The organism is Chelatococcus sp. GCM10030263 (assembly GCF_042666455.1).
Classification (GTDB): domain Bacteria; phylum Pseudomonadota; class Alphaproteobacteria; order Rhizobiales; family Beijerinckiaceae; genus Chelatococcus.
In genome coordinates, this window is record NZ_JBHTDB010000002.1 from 812,015 (window position 1) to 830,717 (window position 18,703).

20 protein-coding genes and 1 other RNA gene are annotated in these 18,703 nt (G+C 66.4%); 10 read left to right on the plus strand and 11 right to left on the minus strand.

What is annotated here, in order from left to right; genetic code table 11:
• Nucleotides 1-18: 18 nt before the first annotated feature.
• Nucleotides 19-249: a hypothetical protein gene (locus tag ACFQU1_RS03640; protein WP_378129312.1), complete on the minus strand. Its 231-nt coding sequence runs from the start codon at nucleotides 247-249 to the stop codon at nucleotides 19-21.
• On the opposite strand from ACFQU1_RS03640, the gene ACFQU1_RS03645 reads away from it, so the two are divergent.
• From ACFQU1_RS03645 to ACFQU1_RS03670, 6 genes are all read left to right on the plus strand, one after another.
• Complete coding sequence (locus ACFQU1_RS03645) at nucleotides 248-526, plus strand: DUF4164 family protein (RefSeq protein WP_378129314.1); 279 nt, start codon at nucleotides 248-250, stop codon at nucleotides 524-526. The two genes, ACFQU1_RS03640 and ACFQU1_RS03645, sit on opposite strands and share 2 nt — an antisense overlap.
• A gap of 15 nt (nucleotides 527-541) precedes the next feature.
• Nucleotides 542-931, plus strand: a complete 390-nt coding sequence (locus ACFQU1_RS03650; protein ID WP_378129316.1) for a cell division protein ZapA — start codon at nucleotides 542-544, stop codon at nucleotides 929-931.
• A gap of 312 nt (nucleotides 932-1,243) precedes the next feature.
• Entirely contained in the window at nucleotides 1,244-3,046 is a 1,803-nt protein-coding gene (locus ACFQU1_RS03655; protein ID WP_378129319.1) for an ABC transporter ATP-binding protein, read from the plus strand.
• A 68-nt stretch (nucleotides 3,047-3,114) separates the two neighbouring features.
• A non-coding RNA gene (gene ssrS, locus ACFQU1_RS03660) (6S RNA) lies at nucleotides 3,115-3,269 on the plus strand.
• Nucleotides 3,270-3,291: 22 nt separating this feature from the next.
• A complete protein-coding gene (locus tag ACFQU1_RS03665) occupies nucleotides 3,292-3,894 on the plus strand; it encodes a 5-formyltetrahydrofolate cyclo-ligase (protein ID WP_378129321.1) in 603 nt (200 codons plus the stop codon).
• A 22-nt stretch (nucleotides 3,895-3,916) separates the two neighbouring features.
• On the plus strand, nucleotides 3,917-4,750 hold the full coding sequence (locus ACFQU1_RS03670) for a TIGR00282 family metallophosphoesterase (protein WP_378129322.1): 834 nt from the start codon (nucleotides 3,917-3,919) through the stop codon (nucleotides 4,748-4,750).
• On the opposite strand, the gene ACFQU1_RS03675 is transcribed toward ACFQU1_RS03670, so the two are convergent.
• The 3 genes from ACFQU1_RS03675 to ACFQU1_RS03685 form a co-directional block, all read right to left on the minus strand.
• Nucleotides 4,747-5,730 (minus strand): D-2-hydroxyacid dehydrogenase, encoded by a 984-nt coding sequence (locus ACFQU1_RS03675; protein ID WP_378129324.1) that lies wholly within the window; start codon nucleotides 5,728-5,730, stop codon nucleotides 4,747-4,749. The two genes, ACFQU1_RS03670 and ACFQU1_RS03675, sit on opposite strands and share 4 nt — an antisense overlap.
• Nucleotides 5,731-5,745: 15 nt before the next feature.
• Entirely contained in the window at nucleotides 5,746-7,368 is a 1,623-nt protein-coding gene (gene ggt, locus ACFQU1_RS03680) for a gamma-glutamyltransferase (RefSeq protein WP_378129764.1), read from the minus strand.
• Nucleotides 7,369-7,571: 203 nt separating this feature from the next.
• Nucleotides 7,572-7,832 carry a hypothetical protein gene (locus ACFQU1_RS03685; RefSeq protein WP_378129326.1) on the minus strand — a complete coding sequence of 87 codons (261 nt, stop codon included), beginning with the start codon at nucleotides 7,830-7,832 and terminating at the stop codon, nucleotides 7,572-7,574.
• A gap of 439 nt (nucleotides 7,833-8,271) precedes the next feature.
• Here ACFQU1_RS03685 and ACFQU1_RS03690 point away from each other — a divergent pair, with 439 nt between their 5' ends.
• Nucleotides 8,272-8,868: a MarR family transcriptional regulator gene (locus ACFQU1_RS03690; RefSeq protein WP_378129328.1), complete on the plus strand. Its 597-nt coding sequence runs from the start codon at nucleotides 8,272-8,274 to the stop codon at nucleotides 8,866-8,868.
• Nucleotides 8,869-8,992: 124 nt separating this feature from the next.
• Here ACFQU1_RS03690 and ACFQU1_RS03695 read toward each other — a convergent pair whose 3' ends face one another.
• The 4 genes from ACFQU1_RS03695 to ACFQU1_RS03710 all read right to left on the minus strand — a co-directional run bounded on the left by ACFQU1_RS03695 (nucleotide 8,993) and on the right by ACFQU1_RS03710 (nucleotide 11,821).
• Nucleotides 8,993-9,691: a glutathione S-transferase N-terminal domain-containing protein gene (locus tag ACFQU1_RS03695; protein ID WP_378129330.1), complete on the minus strand. Its 699-nt coding sequence runs from the start codon at nucleotides 9,689-9,691 to the stop codon at nucleotides 8,993-8,995.
• Nucleotides 9,692-9,840: 149 nt separating this feature from the next.
• Nucleotides 9,841-10,323, minus strand: a complete 483-nt coding sequence (bfr, locus tag ACFQU1_RS03700) for a bacterioferritin (RefSeq protein WP_378129332.1) — start codon at nucleotides 10,321-10,323, stop codon at nucleotides 9,841-9,843.
• Between the two features lie 104 nt (nucleotides 10,324-10,427).
• Nucleotides 10,428-11,447, minus strand: coding sequence for a CorA family divalent cation transporter (locus tag ACFQU1_RS03705; RefSeq protein ID WP_378129334.1), 1,020 nt, complete (start codon nucleotides 11,445-11,447; stop codon nucleotides 10,428-10,430).
• A 74-nt stretch (nucleotides 11,448-11,521) separates the two neighbouring features.
• Nucleotides 11,522-11,821, minus strand: a complete 300-nt coding sequence (locus tag ACFQU1_RS03710) for a bacterioferritin-associated ferredoxin (protein ID WP_378129336.1) — start codon at nucleotides 11,819-11,821, stop codon at nucleotides 11,522-11,524.
• 83 nt (nucleotides 11,822-11,904) lie between these two features.
• Between ACFQU1_RS03710 and chrA the strand changes: the two genes are divergently transcribed.
• On the plus strand, nucleotides 11,905-13,110 hold the full coding sequence (gene chrA, locus ACFQU1_RS03715) for a chromate efflux transporter (RefSeq protein WP_378129338.1): 1,206 nt from the start codon (nucleotides 11,905-11,907) through the stop codon (nucleotides 13,108-13,110).
• Nucleotides 13,111-13,147: 37 nt separating this feature from the next.
• Nucleotides 13,148-13,570: an alternative ribosome rescue aminoacyl-tRNA hydrolase ArfB gene (gene arfB, locus ACFQU1_RS03720; protein WP_378129340.1), complete on the plus strand. Its 423-nt coding sequence runs from the start codon at nucleotides 13,148-13,150 to the stop codon at nucleotides 13,568-13,570.
• Nucleotides 13,571-13,633: 63 nt separating this feature from the next.
• On the opposite strand, the gene ACFQU1_RS03725 is transcribed toward arfB, so the two are convergent.
• Together ACFQU1_RS03725 and epmA are read right to left on the minus strand one after the other, a co-directional pair.
• Nucleotides 13,634-14,755 (minus strand): lysine-2,3-aminomutase-like protein, encoded by a 1,122-nt coding sequence (locus ACFQU1_RS03725; protein ID WP_378129766.1) that lies wholly within the window; start codon nucleotides 14,753-14,755, stop codon nucleotides 13,634-13,636.
• A gap of 220 nt (nucleotides 14,756-14,975) precedes the next feature.
• Nucleotides 14,976-16,022 carry an EF-P lysine aminoacylase EpmA gene (gene epmA, locus ACFQU1_RS03730; protein ID WP_378129342.1) on the minus strand — a complete coding sequence of 349 codons (1,047 nt, stop codon included), beginning with the start codon at nucleotides 16,020-16,022 and terminating at the stop codon, nucleotides 14,976-14,978.
• A gap of 177 nt (nucleotides 16,023-16,199) precedes the next feature.
• Between epmA and efp the strand changes: the two genes are divergently transcribed.
• On the plus strand, nucleotides 16,200-16,766 hold the full coding sequence (gene efp, locus ACFQU1_RS03735; protein ID WP_378129344.1) for an elongation factor P: 567 nt from the start codon (nucleotides 16,200-16,202) through the stop codon (nucleotides 16,764-16,766).
• Here efp and ACFQU1_RS03740 read toward each other — a convergent pair.
• Nucleotides 16,742-18,394, minus strand: coding sequence for an adenylate/guanylate cyclase domain-containing protein (locus ACFQU1_RS03740; RefSeq protein ID WP_378129346.1), 1,653 nt, complete (start codon nucleotides 18,392-18,394; stop codon nucleotides 16,742-16,744). The genes efp and ACFQU1_RS03740 overlap by 25 nt on opposite strands.
• Nucleotides 18,395-18,703: the final 309 nt, after the last annotated feature.

Genomic DNA, 18,703 nt, shown 5'->3' on the forward strand with positions numbered 1-18,703 from the left:
ATTTTGGCCTGCCCGGGTTCAGGAGGTCGGTGCGAATCCAGAGATATCGCCGTTGGCGCGTGGGGCAATAGCGATAGGGGCCGATGCCACGTCACGACGGGGCTTGATAGCAGTTGCCATCTGCATGTCAAAGAGGATCGCGTTGACGTTCAGCGCCGCTGCTTGCACCCTGTGCGCGGTTCGGCGTTCCTGATGCGCATGGTCGGGGCTGCTGCCGAAGCCCTGCGGGTGAGAGGAGGCGAGCGACATGACCCTTGCCGAGGCGTTGAAACGGCTCGAAGCGGCCATCGGCACGCTGGAGGCCGCAGCTACACGGCGGCTCGAGGCGGAGCGCGGCCGCGCCGACCTGGAGACAGAGCTTGCCCTCATGCAGGACGATCGCGCACGGCTCGCCGTCGAACTCGACGGGACGCTCGCGCGCCTCAACAATCTCCAGGCCGTGACCGAGGATGTCGATCGGCGCCTGGCGCAGGCCACCGGCGTCGTCGGGGCGCTGATCGCCGAAGCACGCGCCGAGCCACGCTGATAGGAAGGACGAGCCATGGCCGACGTCAATGTCAGCATAGCCGGACGCAGCTACCGAATGGCCTGCGGGCCCGGCGAGGAGGAGCATATCACCGCCCTCGCTCATCTGCTCGACAGCCGCATCACCGAGCTCAGGCAGTCCTTCGGTGAGATCGGCGACATGCGCCTGCATGTGATGGCGGCGCTCACCATCGCCGACGAGCTGACGGAATCGAAGCGCGAGCTCACCGCGCTCCAGACCGAGGCCGCCCGCCTCAAGGAGGCCGTGGGCATGGGTGATGCGCGCGTTGGCGCCATTGAGGCGGAGGTGGCCGAGGCGGTCGCGTCGGCGGCCGAGCGCATCGAGCGGATCGCTCGCAATCTCGCCACCCAGCCGGGGCAGAACTCCCAGCATCCCCACGCCTGAACAGCCTGTACGATGGGCTGTGCGCCGGATACGAGTTGCGATTCGCGGCCATTTGAGGTATCAGAGACGCCTCGCAACGTGAACGGTCGGGAGGAACGATGAGGATGACCATCATCTCATTCGACAAAGCCCGGCCATGCGTCCGGAGCGGCGAGCGTTAGGCAGCCGCTGAGACGCGCGAGCTACCGCGGCTCGCATTCCACCATCCGCGCACCAATCGCGAAGGCTGAGCCCGGGCTGCTGCCTGTGTGCGCTCGTCCTTGCCTTATTGCCGAAAGGCCGGCGTTCGCTTGCGCGCGCCGGATCTATCCCATGACCATTCGTCCGATCCGCGCCGAAGGCGGCATACGCCGCGTCTTCGGCTTCGTCGCCCACCATTGGGGACGTCAACCCCTTCTGCTCGCCGGCATTGCCGTGACGATCATCATTCAAACGACGGCCGACGTGCTGATGCCGGTTTTCGCCGGCCGACTCGTCGACGCCATCGCCGGCGGCGGCAGCCGCGAGGCGGCCTACGAGATGGCGCTCCAGGCGCTGCTCGCTCTCATCGCATTGGGCGTGGCATTCGTGGTGCTGCAGCATCTCGCGACCGCCGGCATCGTCGTTTTGACGCTGCGGATGATGGCGAGCGTCGCTCAGGAGGCTTTCTGGCGCGTGCAGCGCTTCTCCACGGACTGGCACGCCAATAATTTTGCCGGCTCGACGGTGCGCAAGATCGGGCGTGGCATGTGGGCCTTCGACACGCTGAACGACACGGTGCTCACCGCGCTGCTGTCGTCCTGCGTCGTGCTCTTGGGGGCCACATGCCTCCTCGGCTGGCGCTGGCCGCTGATGGGCGTCCTCGTGGCCGCCGGCAGCATCCTCTATATCGCCGTCACCGTGTACCTGTCGCTGCGCTATGTCGCGCCGGCGGCTCGCCTGGCCAATATGTGGGACAGCCGCATCGGCGGTGCCCTGGCGGATGCCATCGGCTGCAATGCCGTGGTCAAGGCCTTCGGGGCCGAGCCGCGCGAGGACGCCCGGCTCGCTGCCGTCGTGGCGAAATGGCGGACGCGCACCCGCAGGACCTGGTTTCGCTCCACAAACCACGGCACATTGCAGCTGCTGATCCTCGTGATGCTGCGCAGCGCAGTGCTCGGCTTCGGGCTTTATCTCTGGTGGCACGGCCAGGCATCACCCGGCGACCTGACCTATGTGCTCGCCACCTATTTCGTCGTTCACGGCTATCTGCAGGACATCGGCATGCATGTCCGCAATCTGCAGCGGTCGGTCAACGACATGGAGGAACTCGTCGCCCTTCACGACGCGCCGCTCGGCGTGGAGGACAGGCCCGGAGCCCGCCCGATTGCCATGACCGAGGGGCGCATCGCCTTCGAGGATGTGACCTTCCGCTATGTCGGACAGGAGGAGCCGATCTACGAGAATTTCTCGCTCGTCATCGCGCCTGGCGAAAGGGTGGGGCTGGTCGGTCCGTCCGGTGCCGGCAAGACCACCTTCGTCAAGCTCATCCAGCGGCTCTACGACGTGGAGGCCGGCCGCCTGACGATCGACGGGCAGGACGTGGCGGAAGCGACGCAGGCCAGCCTGCGCGCCGGCATCGCCATCGTGCAGCAGGAGCCTGTGCTCTTCCATCGCTCGCTGGCCGAGAACATCGCCTATGGCCGGCCCGGCGCCAGCCAGGCGGAGATCGAGCAGGCAGCGCGGCTCGCCCACGCGCATGAATTCATAGGCCGGCTGCCGAAGGGTTATGCGACGCTCGTCGGCGAGCGCGGCGTGAAGCTCTCGGGCGGGGAGCGCCAACGCGTGTCGCTGGCGCGTGCCTTCCTGGCCAATGCGCCCATCCTCGTCCTCGACGAGGCTACGTCCAGCCTCGACAGCGAGTCGGAGGCGCTCATCCAGGACGCGATGGAACGGCTGATGCGCGGGCGCACGACCATCGTCATCGCCCATCGCCTGGCCACGGTGCGCCGGCTCGACCGCATCCTCGTCTTCGATCGCGGGCGCGTGGTGGAGGAGGGGAGCCATGCGGCGCTCCTGCGGCGCGAGAGCGGCCTTTACCGGCGGCTGTTCGAAAGCCAGGCGCTGTCGCTGACGGAGGGGCTGGAGTTGGGATGAGCCAATCGATTGATGGACGAGAACAATGGCCTCTAGCAATCCGGCCGGTCCCGTTCTACTTAATAGGAGCGGGGCTGCGGGATGCGTCAGGAAACACATTCCCCGGGGCCTTATCGATCTCCTAGGGAGCTGTCCCTGACCGAGCCCGTGGGCTCGGACACACGGCGCCCACCTACGCTGTAGGTTCCCGGGATCGATCTCCAACGGTCATCGTGGCTCCGCACTTCTGCCATCGGGTCCTGCCTTTGAACGATACGGCGATTGCGGGGCGCAAGAAGGCCATCCGCGCCGCCGTGCTGCCGGCGCGCGCGGCCTTTGCCGCCGAACAGGGCGAGGCAGCGAGCGCAGCGCTCGCCACGCTGGCCCTGACCCTTCCCGAACTTGCGATTCCTGCGGCCGTCGTGGGCGGCTATTGGCCGATTCGCGGCGAGGCCGATCCGCGGCCGCTGCTCGCCGAACTTCAGGCGCGTGGCGCGGTCCTCGGTCTTCCCGTCGTCACCGGCGCGGGGCTCCTGTTTCGCCGGTGGGACAGGGGCGTGCCGCTCGTGTCGGCGGGCCTGGGCACGCTTGGACCACCGGCCGAGGCGCCTTTGATGACGCCGTCCATCCTTTTCGTACCGCTCGCCGCCTTCGACCGCCGCTGCCATCGGCTCGGCTATGGCAAGGGCTTCTACGATCATGCGATCGCCCAACTCACCGCTGCCGTGCCCCAACCGAGGCTGGTGACGATCGGCCTCGCCTATGCGATGCAGGAAGTGCCCCATATTCCCGTGGAGGCTCACGATCGGTGCCTCGACGCCATCGTGACGGAGCGCGGCGTCATCCGGGCGCCGGACGGTCCGGCCTGAAGCGAAAGGATCCAGAGGACTGATGCGTCTCTTGTTTCTCGGCGATGTCGTGGGCCGGCCGGGCCGCTCGGTGGTCGCGCGTGTTCTACCCGCCCTGCGCAGCGCTTGGCAGCTCGACTGCGTCGTCGTCAATGGCGAGAATGCCGCCGGCGGCTTCGGCATCACCGAGGCGATCTGCGACGATCTGCTCGGGGCCGGCGCCGATGTCGTGACGCTCGGCAACCATTCCTTCGACCAGCGCGAGGCGCTCGTCTTCATCGAGCGCCAGCCGCGCCTGTTGCGGCCCGTCAATTTCCCGGCGGGGACGCCAGGGCGCGGCGCGACTATCATCGAGGCCAGGAACGGTGCGCGCGTGCTCGTCGCCAATGTGATGGGGCGCCTCTTCATGGACCCGCTCGACGATCCCTTCGCCGTTATCGCAAGGACCATCGACGAATGTCCGCTCGGCGAGGGCTGCGATGCGATCCTCGTCGACATGCATGCCGAGGCGACGAGCGAGAAACAGGCGCTCGCGCATTTCCTCGACGGGCGCGTCAGCGTCGTGGTCGGCACCCACACCCATGTGCCGACGGCCGATGTGCGGCTTCTGCCCGGCGGCACCGCCTATCAGTCGGACGCCGGAATGTGCGGCGACTACCAGTCCATCCTCGGCATGCATCCGGACGAATCGATTCGCCGCTTCGTCGAGAAGACCCCCGGCTCGCGGCTGGAGGCGGCCGGCGGCGAAGGCACGCTCGCCGGTCTCGCCGTCGAGATCGACGATGCGACGGGTCTTGCGGTGAAGGCCGCGGCCGTCCGCATCGGCCCGCATCTCGCCGAAGCAAGGCCCGCCTTCTGGGAAGAGGCGCGCGCCTAGTAGCCCCGATCGAGGTCGAACAGATTGGGCGGGCGTTGGCCTTGCCTGAGCGCTTCGAGGTTCCGGAACAGCACATCGAGCGTGTTCGGCATATAGGCCTGCGGATCATCCGACGACATATGCGGCGTGACGACCACATTGGAGGTGGTCCACATCCGGTGGTCGGGCGGCAGCGGCTCGGTGGCGAAGACATCGAGCACCGCGCCGGCCAGCCGGCGCGCATCGAGCGCGTCGCAGAGCGCCTCCTCGTCGATCACCGCGCCACGGCCCACATTGGCGATGCCGGCCGTCGGCGCCAGCAGCGCGAGGCGGCGGCGGTCGATCAGCCCGCGTGTGGCGGGCGTCAGCGGACAAGCCAGCACGAGATAGTCCGTCTCCGGCAGCACGCTGTCGAGATCCGCCTGGGCGATCACCCTGTCGCAGGCGGGATGCGGGCTCGCGCTGGTGCGCACACCCGTCACATGCAGCCCGAAATGCTTGGCATGGGCGGCCGCCGCGCCCCCGATCGCGCCGAGGCCGACGAGCGTCACCCGTTTGCCGCGCAAGGTGGTGCCCGCCTGCCGATCCCATCGCCGCGCCCGGTGATTCGTCACCGCCAGCGGAATGCCGTTGGCCAGCATGAGAAGCGCCATCAGGAGATATTCGCCGGCCTTTTCCGCATGCGTGCCGCTGTTCTTGACGAGCATCAGTCCGTCCGGCAGCCAATCGAAAGGCGCGAGGTCGTCGACGCCGGCATTGGCCGACATCACCAGCTTGAGCCGTGGAGCATGCGCGGGAAAGAGCGATCGGAACATGCGGTTATGGGCGAGCAGCACCTCGGCATCGGCGATGTCTCTGGCGTAATCGCTGAGGGAATTGCCGATCGTCACCGCATAGCCGGCATCCTCGACGCGATTGCGGGCAACCGCTGCCTGCCACATGGCCTCGTCGACCGCATAGGCGGGATTGCCGTTCGGTGTGTTCTGGATGTGAATGCGCATCGACCGCGCTCCCTCTCAATAAGCTGAAAAGCGCACGCCCGGCCGCGCCAGACCGCCGCCGATACCGATGGCCGTGCCGTCGGCGCGCCAGCAGGCCGCACCCGTCATGGAGCCGTCCGGGTTGAAGGCGATGGCGTTCATCCCGCCGGCGACCCGCGGCACCCGCGTGACGGCATGGCCGCGGCTGGCGAGCGCTGTGACTACCTCTTCGGAGATGCCGCGCTCGACCTCGAGCACATGGCCTTGCGTCCAGATGCGCGGCGCCTCCACCGCCTCCTGCAGCGTCATGCCGTGATCGATCAGATTGATCAGCGCCTGCATGGCCGAGCCGAAGATGCGCAGACCGCCCGGCAGGCCGAGCGCATAGGCGATACCCCCGTCCCTCGCGGCCATCATCGGCGCCTGCGAGGTGAAGACGCGCTTGCCCGGCGCGATCGACAGCACCTCGCCCGGGTGCGGATCGAAATTGAACATGTAGTTGTTGGCGATCATGCCCGTGCCGGAAATCATGACGCGCGCGCCGAAGACCGAATTGATCGTCTGGGTCGCAGCCACGACATTGCCGTCGGCATCGGCGACAGTCACATGGGTCGTATTGGCGGATTCGGCCGGCGCGAGGCCGGGCTGCCAGTCGCGGGCGCGCTTGGGATCGATCGCCGCGCGACGCTCGGTGGCATAGGCGGGATCGGTGAGGCGCGCCACCGGCACCTCCACGAAGGCGGGATCGGCGGTCGCCACATGGCGGTCGGCGAAGGCGATCTTGAGCGCCTCGGCCATGAGATGAACCGTCTCCGCCGAGCCGAAGCCGAGCGCGCCGAGATCGTAGCCTTCGAGGATATTGAGCATCTGCGCGATATGGACGCCGGCCGATGAGGGCGGCGGCGGGCCGATGATCTCGAAGCCGCGGTAGCGGCTGCGGATGACGTCACGCGTTATGACCGCATAGCCCGTGAGATCGGCAGCTTCGATCAGCCCGCCCTGTGCCGCCGTGGCATCCACCAGCGCCGTCCCGAGCGCCCCGCCGTAGAGCGCGGCGGCGCCATCGCGCGCAATCTGCCGGAGGGTCGCCGCATATTCGGCCTGAACCAGCCGCTCGCCCGGTGCCAGCGCCTGGCCGCCGGGCAGAAAATGCCGCGCAAGACCCGGATCCCCAGCGAGGTCCTCGGCGCAATCGCTGATGCAGTCGACGAGATAGGGCGTCACCTCGAAGCCGCGCTCCGCAAAGCGAATCGCCGGGGCAAGGACATCGGCGAGCGGCAGGTTGCCGAAGCGGGCAAGCGCGTCGCACCAGCCGGCGAGCGCGCCTGGCACCGCAATCGCCGTGGCGCCGACCTCGTTCCGGCGACCGATGGCTTTCTGGTAATCCGGCAGCACGTCCGAGACCGGCCTGTACATGTCCGGGCTCGCAGCGCCCGGCGCGGTGCTCAGGGCATCGATCACGAGATGCTGGCCGCTGGCGTAATCGGCCCTGTCGGCACGGCGCAGATGAATCAAGCCGCCGCCGAGCACGCCGACCATCATGGGCTCGACAACCGTCAAGGTGAAAAGGGCGGCGATCGCGGCGTCGACGGCATTGCCACCGGAAAGCAGCATCTCCGTGCCGGCCTGGGAGGCGAGCGGGTGATTCGTCACCACCATGCCCTTGGCCGCGGTGACGGGGGTCTTTTCGCAGGTGAAAGATGCAGCGCGTGTCACTGATCTCGATCCTCCGGCCACGGCTCCTTCGGATCGGCAGCACCGGGCCACAGCATGATCGATATCATATGGGGCGGGATGCGGGCTTGGCCGCCCGGCCGCCGATGGGAAGACGGGCGCCAGTCAGGCGCCCGTCGAGGTAGCGATCAGCACTGGCGGTAGCGGCGGCCGCGATACCAGTAATATTCGCACTGCGGTGTCGTGGCCGCGCCCACGATGGCGCCGCCGGCTCCACCGATGGCAGCTCCGGCGAGAGCACCGCCGGCTGTACCCGTGGCAAGGCCGCCGACGAGTGCGCCGGCGCCACCGCCGATGAGCGCCCCGCCGACGGCGCGATCCGTCGGATTGTTGGGATTGCAAGCCGCAAGACCGAGCGCCAAGGCGCCGATGGCCAATAGCCGTTTCATGAGATGCCGTTCCTCCATGGGTTCGCTCGTGAGAGCAAGCTCGACCGTTCTAAGCGAACATCGCATCCGACGAAATAGCTGTTGTTGCGCAAGCCTGTGGTCCCGACCGCTGCTGATGGTGCGCCGGAGATGCGCCGTGCCGGTCGCGCTGCTGCGAAGGCACCCAGTTCAGTGCATCCGTCAGTGCCACAAGTATCAATAGATGAATATGTTTTTTAAGTAAAAGACGAATACATAAAAATTAAGTACGAGACGACAGAAGAACGTAGTCAGCACGTATTGAGATAACGGCCTATTCCCGTTATAATATGGGCCATACACGCATCGCTTATTATCAGTATATAATGCGGTGAATATATCGGTCGCCATGTTTTACAAAAGTGCGAAAGCATAGACAGCGCTTATTGTTTAGGTGTGGCGAATGCAGAGCGAGGGAATGATGGAAGAAAGAACAGGAACCAAAGCGAGCACGCCGCTCCCGCCGCATGTCGGCCCGATCGGGCATGCCGCGGTCGAGGCTCTCGCCCTCGACCGGGCGGCATCGGCGTCGCCCGAGAACGATGCCGTCGATCATGGCCTCGTTCATCTCGAGCTCGTGCGGGTGGTGGAGCGTGTCTACCGGCGCTATCTCGATCTTCTGCGCAACGATCTCACGCGGCTCGGCGTGGATGACGTCAGTCCGTCACAGGTGATGATGCTGTTCACCATCGGAAGTGACGATCTGTCCGTGCGCGACCTCATCGATCGCGGCCATTATCTCGGGTCCAATGCGTCCTACAATCTGAAGCGGCTCGTGGAATGCGGTTATGTGGAGCGCAGCGCCTCGCCGCGCGACCGTCGTGCAGCGCGCATCCGCCTGTCGGAGCGCGGCCAGAATCTGTGCGATCTCATTCGTAAGATCGACGAGACCTATCACCGTCTCATCGTCCGCGACGAGGCGCAGAGCCGGGAATTCAGCATCGCCTTTCACATGCTGCGCCGTCTGGAGCATGTGTGGACCAATGCGGTTCGCTACGGCGAGGCCGGTCTCGTGTGAGCCCATCGGATTGCTGGGCGGGGCGAAACGGGCGAGGGGATCCTCGTTCGGGTGCCCCGCTCCATGCGGCCGATGAAAGAGCTCGAAGGGGCCGAGCGGTTCTGGATTCGCGCGGCGCTGCTCGTCAGCGCTCCAGCGTCTTCGCCGTCTGGCCGAAGAGGATGCTCTTGGAGTCCTCCGTCACGGTTGCGTTCGTCGAGATTTCCTGAGCCTTCTCATAGGCGCGCACCACGGCCGGCCGTGCGCGAATCGCCTCGAACCAGCGCCTCAGATTTGGGAAGTCGTCGAGGTTCTGGCCCTGCCGTTCGTGCGGCACGACCCATGGATAGGCCGCCATATCGGCAATCGAATAGTCGCCGGCGAGGAAGTCGCGATCGGCGAGCCGCTTGTTCATGACGCCGTAGAGCCGGTTCGTCTCGTTCACATAGCGGTCGATGGCGTAGGGAATCTTTTCCGGCGCATATTGGCGAAAATGGTGGTTCTGGCCTGCCATGGGGCCGAGCCCTCCCATCTGCCAGAAGAGCCACTGCAGCACCTCGGCCCGGCCGTAGAGGTCGCTCGGGACGAAATGGCCGGTCTTCTCGGCGAGATAGAGGAGAATCGCGCCCGATTCGAACAGCGAAACGGGCTTGCTGCCGCCGGACGGCTCATTGTCGACGATGGCCGGAATACGGTTGTTCGGCGCAATCGCCAGGAATTCGGGCTTGAACTGGTCCCCCTTGCTGATGTTCACCGGGATGATGCGGTAGGGGAGACCCGCTTCCTCCAAGAAGATCGTGATCTTATGGCCGTTCGGGGTGGTCCAGTAATAAAGGTCGATCATTTTAAGCCTCACTCAGCCGAGGAGCTGGCGTACGCATGCCGCCAGTGCAACGCGCCTAAGGTAGAGATGAGGGCGGCCATGTGACAGAGGCCGCCTCGCACAAAAAAGCCCCGCATCGGGCGGGGCTTTCAGGGCGACCGGAAGGCCGATCAGTCGTGATCGAGCTCGCCGATGTGATTTTGGGCGTAGAGCTGCTCGCCGAGCTGCTTGATGAGCTCGAGCTGCGTCTCCAGGAAATCGATATGGCCTTCTTCGTCGGTCATCAGCTCGACGAAGAGGTCGCGTGAGGGATAATCACGCTGGGTCTCGCAATAGGCGGCGGCCTCCTGGTAGAGGGCCCGCGCTCCGACCTCGGCGCCAAGGTCGCATTCGATGACTTCCCTGACGGTCTGGCCGATATGCAACGGGTCGAGCACCTGCAGATTGGGGTGACCGTCGAGGAACAGGATGCGGTCGACGAAGCGGTCGGCGTGCTGCATCTCCTCGATCGACTCGGCGCGCCACTTCTTGGCGAGTTCCTTGTAGCCCCAGTTGTCGAGCATGCGGTAATGGAGCCAGTATTGGTTGATGGCCGTGAGCTCGCTGCGCAGACCGCGGTTGAGATATTCGATGACCTTCGCGTCACCCTTCATGCTGTTTTCTCCATGAGCAGGCCTCACTTAGAATCATTATAAACTGTGAGCCTAAAGATCAAGTCGGGAGAATGCGCAATTCCAGGCTTGGGCGGCGCTGCAGGTCAGAAGCGCAGGCTCGCGCCGAGCCGCACCAGGATCCAATACAGCAGCCCGGTTGCTATGGCCGAAATGGCGAGCGCGATCCAGAAGCCGCTCGGCCCGCCGGTCAGTGGCAGGCCCGCGGTATTCATGCCGAAGATGCCGGCGACCAGGGTTCCCGGCAGCATGAGCGCGCTGACGACGGTGAGCGTCCTGAGGCTCCGGTTGGTGCCTTCTGCAGCCTGGGCGGCGATTTCGTCCTGCAGCAGCCGCGCCCGGTCGTTCACGGTAGCCACGTCCCGGTCGAGCGTTGCGAGTCGTGCGGCGAGACGCCGCAGCACGTCGTGCCCGGCCGGCGGCAGGAGCCAGTCGTCGCGGTCTTCGTCCGCAAACAGCGCCACCATGGCGGCGATCGGCCGGTGCAGGGACAGCGCAAGCCGGCGGATCTCCAGGAGCCTCCGGCGCTCATGGCCGGCCTGCTCGCTGACCAGATGGTCTTCCACCAAATCGAGCACGTCGCCTGCCGCTGACAGCCGGGCGCTGGCATTGCGGCAGAAGGCGCCGACGATCGCGGCGAAGAGATCGAAAGCCGTCGCCGGTGCGAAGCCCGCCTCGACTTTCTCGCGCACATCTTCCACCGAGGCGAGCGGATGGCGTCGGCCCGTGACCAGCAGATGCTCGCTCACCGCAAAGACGAGCCGGCCGATATGCGCCGAGGGGCGGTCGAACTCGCGGTGGAAATCGGCCGAAACACCATGAATGACCCCGGCCTCGTGACCGAGGGCGAAGCCGTCGTCATGCCCGTCGAGAATGGCGCTGGCGGAGGCCGGCAAGGCGCAGGTATGCGACACCCAGCCATGGGCGCGTTGGTCGACGAGGTGGACATGGAGCCACAGCCAGCCTTCTTCCGCGGCGAGGGCGGCCGGCACATCGGCGGGCGAAACGGCGCGTGGCGGGGATCCGGGAACGAGCTGGTAGGCCCAGACGAGACCCGGCAGGTCCTCGCGCTCATTGGCCAGAGGCGGCAGAGTAGCATCGAGCATGGTGGCAGGCTCACGGCAGGGCCGCGAGCCTTACTGCCCTTACGTGACGCTCACGTGACGCAACCGAGGATGCTTCACTCGGCGGCGACGAGATGGATAGGAGCGTCCGTATTGTCGTGGTGATGATCGTGGTGATGATCTTCCGTGGCGTGCTCGCGACCTGCTGCGGGGCAGACGGCACAGCCCACGGGGCAGGCCGAGGCGCGCGCATCCGCGAGGATGCGGCGCACGGTCACGAGGCATCGCCCGCAATTCGGGCTACAGCCGAGGCAGCGGTACGCTTGCGCCGGCGTGCGGGGCGCATGCGGGTCTTCGTCCGCCAGCGTTTTGCGGATATCGGTGTCGGTGACGACGTTGCAGTGGCAGACGATCATCGCGAACCCAGTTTAGAACCGTTCAAAAAAGCCTTTACTCTCAGTAACTTATATACTGACGACGGAAGATCCAAGGGGGTGATGTGCGACAGAATCGACATGACGGTGCGGGTGGGGCGCTCGCGGTGTTCCGGGTCTTCCTGTGGCTGGGGCTTACATCCTTCGGCGGGCCGATCGCGCATCTCGGTTATTTCCGCGAGGCTTTCGTCGTCAGGCGGCGCTGGATCGACGAGGCGGCTTTCGCCGACCTCCTGGCGCTTTGCCAGTTTCTGCCCGGCCCGGCCTCCAGTCAGGTAGGCTTTGCTCTCGGCGTCCTGCGCGTCGGTGGGCTGCGTGGCGGGCTCGCCGCCTGGCTCGGCTTCACGATGCCGTCGGCCCTGCTGCTCGGCGCCTGCGGCCTGGGCGCGGCGGCCTTCACCGGGCCGGCGGCGGAAGGCCTTTTGCATGGATTGAAGCTCGTCGCGGTGGCCGTCGTCGCCCAGGCGGTCTGGGGCATGGCGCGGACTCTGGCGCCGGACCGGCCGCGTGCGGCCATTGCGCTCGTGGCGGTTGCCCTCGTCGTTTTTGCGGGCGGCACCGGCCAGATCGCCGCGCTCGTGCTCGGCGCCCTGGCTGGCCTTGGGCTTTGCCGCGATGCCGCGCCAGCGCCCCACGGCGCGCTCGCCGTGCCGGTCTCACGCCGGGCGGGTGCAGTGGCGCTTGCCCTGTTCGCCGTCATTCTCATCGGCGCGCCGCTCGCTGCCACCCTGAGCGGCTCTCAAGGTGTTGCGCTGTTCGATGCCTTCTATCGCTCGGGCGCGCTCGTCTTCGGCGGCGGCCATGTGGTGCTGCCGCTGCTGCAGGCCGAGGTCGTGACGCCCGGCTGGGCCACGGCCGAGACCTTTCTTTCGGGCTACGGTCTCGCCCAGGCGGTGCCGGGGCCGCTCTTCACCTTCGCCGCCTACCTCGGCGCGGTCATGGAGCCGCAGCCGAACGGGGTCGCGGGTGCGGTGATCGCCCTCGTCGCGATCTTCCTGCCGGGGCTTCTCCTCGTTTACGGCATGCTGCCTTTCTGGGACGCCCTGCGGCCAAGACCAACGGCCCAGGCGGCTATGCGCGGCGCCAATGCCGCGGTGGTCGGCATCCTGGGGGCGGCGCTCTACGACCCCGTCTGGACGAGCGCGGTGCTCGCGCCGCCGGATTTCGTGCTGGCGCTCGCCGGCTTTCTCCTGCTCACGGTTTGGAAGGCGCCGCCTTGGGTCGTGGTCGTCGCGCTCGCCGCGGCCGGTCTCCTCTTGCGCCTGATCTGAAGCGCTCTATTGATCTGAGCGGTGAGGCAGGTGGGCCATGATCTGGGTGAACGACCACATTCAGCTCGACGAACGCGAGATCGAGGAGACCTTCGTGCGCGCCGCCGGTCCCGGCGGGCAGAATGTCAACAAGGTCTCGACCGCGGTGCAGCTGCGCTTCGACATCCGCCGCTCGCGCTCGCTGCCGGACGATGTCGCCTTGCGCATGATGAAGCTCGCCGGCAGCCGCCTCACCAACGACGGCGTCATCGTGATCATCGCCCAGAACCACCGCAGTCAGCTGCGCAATCGCGAGGAGGCCCTGGCGCGGCTCGTCGATCTCATCCGCGAGGCGACCCATGTCGCCAAGCCGCGCCGCCCGACTCGTCCGACGCTCGCCTCCAAGAAGCGTCGGCTGGAGACGAAGAGCCGGCGCGCAGCGGTCAAGAGCCTGCGCGGCGGCAAGCCGAACGTGGATTGACAATCAACCGGTCGAACCGCGGCCGGGAAAGCCGGAGCCCGGGATGGCACGGTGGTGCAGAACTCACCCGGCCGGGGGATAGCGATGCCGCCCGCCCTGATAGTCCGTGACCTCGTAGCCTTCCTCGTCAGCCGCTTCGCAGAGATAGCCCGGACCGACCGGCACCTTGCCGTGGCCACCGGGAATGTCGAGCACATAGGTCGGCTGGCAGAGCCCGGAGAGGCGGCCGCGGATGGCGCGCATGAGCGCCTGGCCCTCGGCGATCGTCGTGCGCAGATGGCTCGTGCCCGGCGCCAGATCGCCCTGGTGCAGGTAATAGGGTTTGACCCGCGCCTCGACCAAGGCCCGCATGAGGTCCGACAGCGCCGCGGGATCGTCGTTGACGCCCCTGAGCAGCACCGACTGGCCGAGCATCGGGATGCCGGCATCGACGAGACGCGCGCAGGCGGCGCGCGCCGCGGCCGTCATCTCGCGCGCATGGTTGGCGTGGAGCACGACGTAAACGGCCTTGCCCTGCGCCTTGAGGGCCCCGACCAGCGCCGGCGTGATGCGCGCGGGATCGACGACCGGCAGGCGCGTGTGCCAGCGGATCACCTTGACGTGCTCGATGGCAGCGAGGCTCGCGACGACGGCTGCGATGCGACGCGGCGAGAGGACCAGCGGATCGCCCCCCGTGATCACGACTTCCCAGATCTCCGGCCGCGCCCGCACATAGGCGAGGGCCTCCGCGAGTTCAGCATCCGACAGCATCTTGGCGCCGGGCCCGACCATCTCGCGGCGGAAGCAGAAGCGGCAATAGACGGCGCAGACATGCACGAGCTTGAGCAGCACCCGGTCGGGATAGCGGTGGACGATGCCGGCGACCGGCTGATGCGGGTTGTCGCCGATCGGATCGTCGCGCTCCTCGGGCAAGCGATCGAGCTCGGCGGGATCGGGGATGAACTGCCGGGCGATGGGATCGTCGGGATCGGCGGCATCAATGAGATCGGCCATCGCCGGCGTTACCGCCACCGCATAGCGCGCGGCAACCGCATCGAGGGCGGCGAGCCGCTCCGGCGGCACAAGGCCGGCGGCGGCGAGTTCCGCGGGGCGGTTCAGCTGGCGCGCCGGGCTGGTGCCGGTGAGCGAGGGTGTTTTGTCAGGCTCACCCCACCCCGGCTCGCTTCGCTCGCCGACCCTCCCCATCGAGGGGAGGGTCGAAACCGCAGCTATGCCGTTCACCAATAGATCTCCGCGGTGAAGATGCCTTTTCACGCTGATGACTTCTCACAAGGACGAACCGACGTTTGCCGTCCATAACCGACGCTTGCCGCTCCCCTCCCCCTTGTGGGGAGGGGTAAGGGGTGGGGTGAAATGTCGGGCGCTTTCATAGAAAGCTTTCGTCTCCCACTCAGGTAACCGATCATCACGGCAGCGGCGTCCATAGCACATCCTCGATGCGATCCGTGCCGGTCGCGAGCATCACGAGCCGGTCGAGACCGAGCGCTGCGCCGCTCGCCGCCGGCATGACGGCGAGGGCGGCGAGAAAGTCCTCGTCGATCGGATAGCGCTCGCCATAGATGCGCTGCTTCTCGGCCATATCGTGATCGAAACGCGCCCGCTGCTCCTCCGGGTCCGTCAATTCGCCGAAGGCATTGGCGAGTTCGACACCGCAGGCATAGAGCTCGAAGCGCTCGGCAAAGCGCGGATCCGTCGGCTTTGGCCGCGCCAGCGCCGCCTCGCTGATGGGATAATCATAAAGGATGGTCGCCCGTCCGAGGCCGAGCTTCGGCTCGACGCGCTCGCTGATCACGCGGCTGAAGATGTCGCTCCAGCCGTCGTCGGGCGCCACGCGCAGGCCGCCCGCCATGGCGATGGTGGCGAAGGCGTCGCGGGCCGCGCCATTATCGCCATCGGCCGGAAGCACCGCTTCGAGATCGATGCCGGCATGACAGGCGAAGGCCGCCGACACACTGAGCCGCTCCGGCGCGAGTCGCGGGTCGGCGCTGCGCCCGCGATGAACGAGGACATCGGTTTCCACCGCATCGGCGGCGGAATGCAGCACCAGGGCACAGTCGTCCATCAGCCTCTCATAGCTCTCGCCGGCGCGGTACCATTCGAGCATCGTGAATTCGGGATGATGCAGGGCGCTCCGCTCCCGGTTCCGAAACACGCGCGCGAAGGTGAAGAGTCGCGGTTCGCCCGCGGCGAGCAACTTCTTGCAGGCGAATTCCGGCGAGGTGTGGAGGTAAAGCGGCTCCCGCGCCATATCGAGCCTGACAAGCTCGGTGCGGAAGGCGTGCAGATGCGTTTCGTTGCCGGGCGAGACCTGCAGGATCGCGGTCTCGACCTCGAGGAAATCGGCGTCTTCGAACAGCCGGCGGATTGCCCCGGCGATGCGCTGGCGCGCCAGCAGCGCGGGACGGCGCCGGGTGTGGATCTCGGGCGCCCACCAGGGAGCGGAGGTTTGCATCGGCTCTTCAGTTCTTCGTTATGCCCGGTGGGCCTTGCGCTGGACAGCCGGCCCGGCAGATGTGAGAAGACGGCTGGCATTCGCCGTCAAGATCGCTATGGTGCGCCGAAATTCCGGCGTCGGCGGGCCACGGCCCGCATCGGCGCCTTAGCCGTCTGATGATTGAGGACGATCCCCGTGAAGGTTATCGCGAGCTCCGTGCGCAAAGGCAATATTCTCGAGGTGGATGGCCAGCTCTACGCGGTGCTGTCGGCCGAGAGCTTCTTCCCCGGCAAGGGCACGCCGACCACGCAGATCGACATGCGCCGCCTTTCCGACGGCGTGAAGACCTCCCAGCGCTACCGCACGACGGAGCAGGTGGAACGCGCCTATGTGGAAGATCGCGAGCACACCTATCTCTACCAGGACGGCAACGACTACGTCTTCATGAATCCCGAAAGCTTCGAACAGATCACCGTCCCAGCTGACGTGATCGGCGACCAGGCTGTCTATCTGCAGGAAGGCATGGCCTGCATGGTCTCGGTCCATGAGGGCGTGGCGGTCGCCATCGAGCTGCCACAGCGCGTGACACTGGAAGTGGTCGAGACCGAGCCGACCGTGAAAGGTCAGACGGCCTCGTCCTCCTACAAGCCTGCGGTGATGTCGAATGGCGTGCGCGTCATGGTGCCGCCGCATATCGCAACGGGCACGCGCATTGTCGTTATGACCGCCGACAACTCCTATGTGGAGCGTGCCAAGGATTGAACGACGCCGGCCGAGGCCGATATCTCAGCCGCCGGTGCGTTCAGGGGCACCCCCCAGATCTCCGTTTCATGGACGCGGCCGCGCAGCAGGGTGCGGCCGAGCGGCGCGAGCTTGGCGAAGCACGCGCCGTGAGCCGTGGCATTCTCATCGCCCTGTGCAGCCTCCAGCGCTTCCCGACTGATGATGAGCGCCGCGTCATGGGCGCGGCAGAGCACTTGCAGGCGGCTTGCGGCATTGACCGTGTCGCCCACCACCGTGATGGCGAGCGCCTGTTCGCCGCCAATGTCGCCGAGCATGACGTCCCCCTTGTGGATGCCGATGCCCATGGACACGGTGGGCTGTCCCCGGGCGCGCCGCTCTTCATTGAGCCGCGCCATCGCGTCCTGCATGGCGAAGGCGCAGGCGAGCGCTCTCAGCGTATCGTCCGCGCGCGGCTCGGGCATCCCGAACACGGCCATCAGCCCGTCGCCGAGAAAGCGGTCGAGCGTGCCGTGGTGGGCAAAGATCACCCTCGCCATAGCCGTATGGAAATCCCGTAAGAGCTCCATGGTCGCTTCCGGTCCGGCCGCTTCCGAGAAGCCGGTGAAATTGCGGATGTCGCAGAACAGGATCGTGGCCGGCAGCTTCTGCGGCTTGGCGAAGGGACGCCCGAGGCGCGCGACGAGCTCCACCATATTGGGCGAGAAATGCCGCGCCAGATTGAGCCGCTCGGCTGTACTGCGCCGGCTCTCGGCCACGGTCGCATAGAGCACGAACTGGGTCGAACTGATCGTCAGGATGTAGAGCTGGGCGAGAAGCAGCATCACCGACATGGGCATGAACGGCGTATTGCCGTGGCTTGCAACGACGGCAAGCGTCAGGCTCGCGCTCGTCAGCACGATGACGCAGAAGAAGCGGGGCTGGGTGTTGAAAGCGGCTGCCGCGAGCGCCGGCCCGATGAGCAGCAGGACGGCCGCATTTTCGATGATGGCCGGCAATTCCACCGCCAGCGCCACGGCAGCGGTGGCAATAGTGAGCCCCCAAAGTACAAGGACCGGCACGGGCGGGCGGGCCCATTGTCCGGGGCGGCACCAGGCGATCAGTGCCGGTGTAACGAGAACCGAGCTCGCGAGGTCGCCGATGAACCAGGGAACGAAACTCGTGACGAGGTCGAGCGGTCCACCGAATGCCCCGATGCCGCGAAGCGCCTGGGCGGCGTGCAGCACGATCGTCCCGACCACCCCGCTCGTCAACGCGAAGGTCTCGCAGCCCGCGGCGAGCAGCACGATCATGCTGCGCGGATGGCTGAACACGTCGCCCGTGGCGAAAACGCTCTTCTCGAAGAATCGAAAGGCGGCGGCACCCGCCGTCGCACCGGCAGCACCGGCCAACACCAAAAAGGCTTCCGTGAGGAAGCTGCCCACACCGCCGCCGTCCGCAACGACACTTGCCGCCGCGGCCGCAATACCGCCCACAAGGATCGGTCCCAGCCCCAGGAGTGGCTGTCGCGAGCCGTAGCGCAGCATCAGATAGAGCGCCACGCCACCGGCTGGCCACAGCACGGTGATACCGTCGGACACCGCCGCAAAATTATGTGCCAGAAGGGACAGCACGCCATAGACAGCTGTCCAGGCGAGAAAACCGACCACGATCGCTCCTAAGCCCTGCGCCGGCTTGCCGACGCAAGCATAACCGCACCAAAATACCACTATAGAATAGCCTGTTAGGCGCGATATACAAATAATGGCCCGGTCATGTGCCAACTGGATGTCGCCCGCCCGGGGTAAGGCCCGGGAGGGGCAGATCGTCAATCGCATCAAGCCGGTCGCGCGGCGGAGTTGGGTCCGGCCGTAAAGTGCCACCACAAAGCCATTCGGTGCCGTTGCTCCCGGATATGCCTCACTGTTATTGTCAAATTCGATCGAATGTGGTGGATATCCATTCCGCAGGCGAGGTGC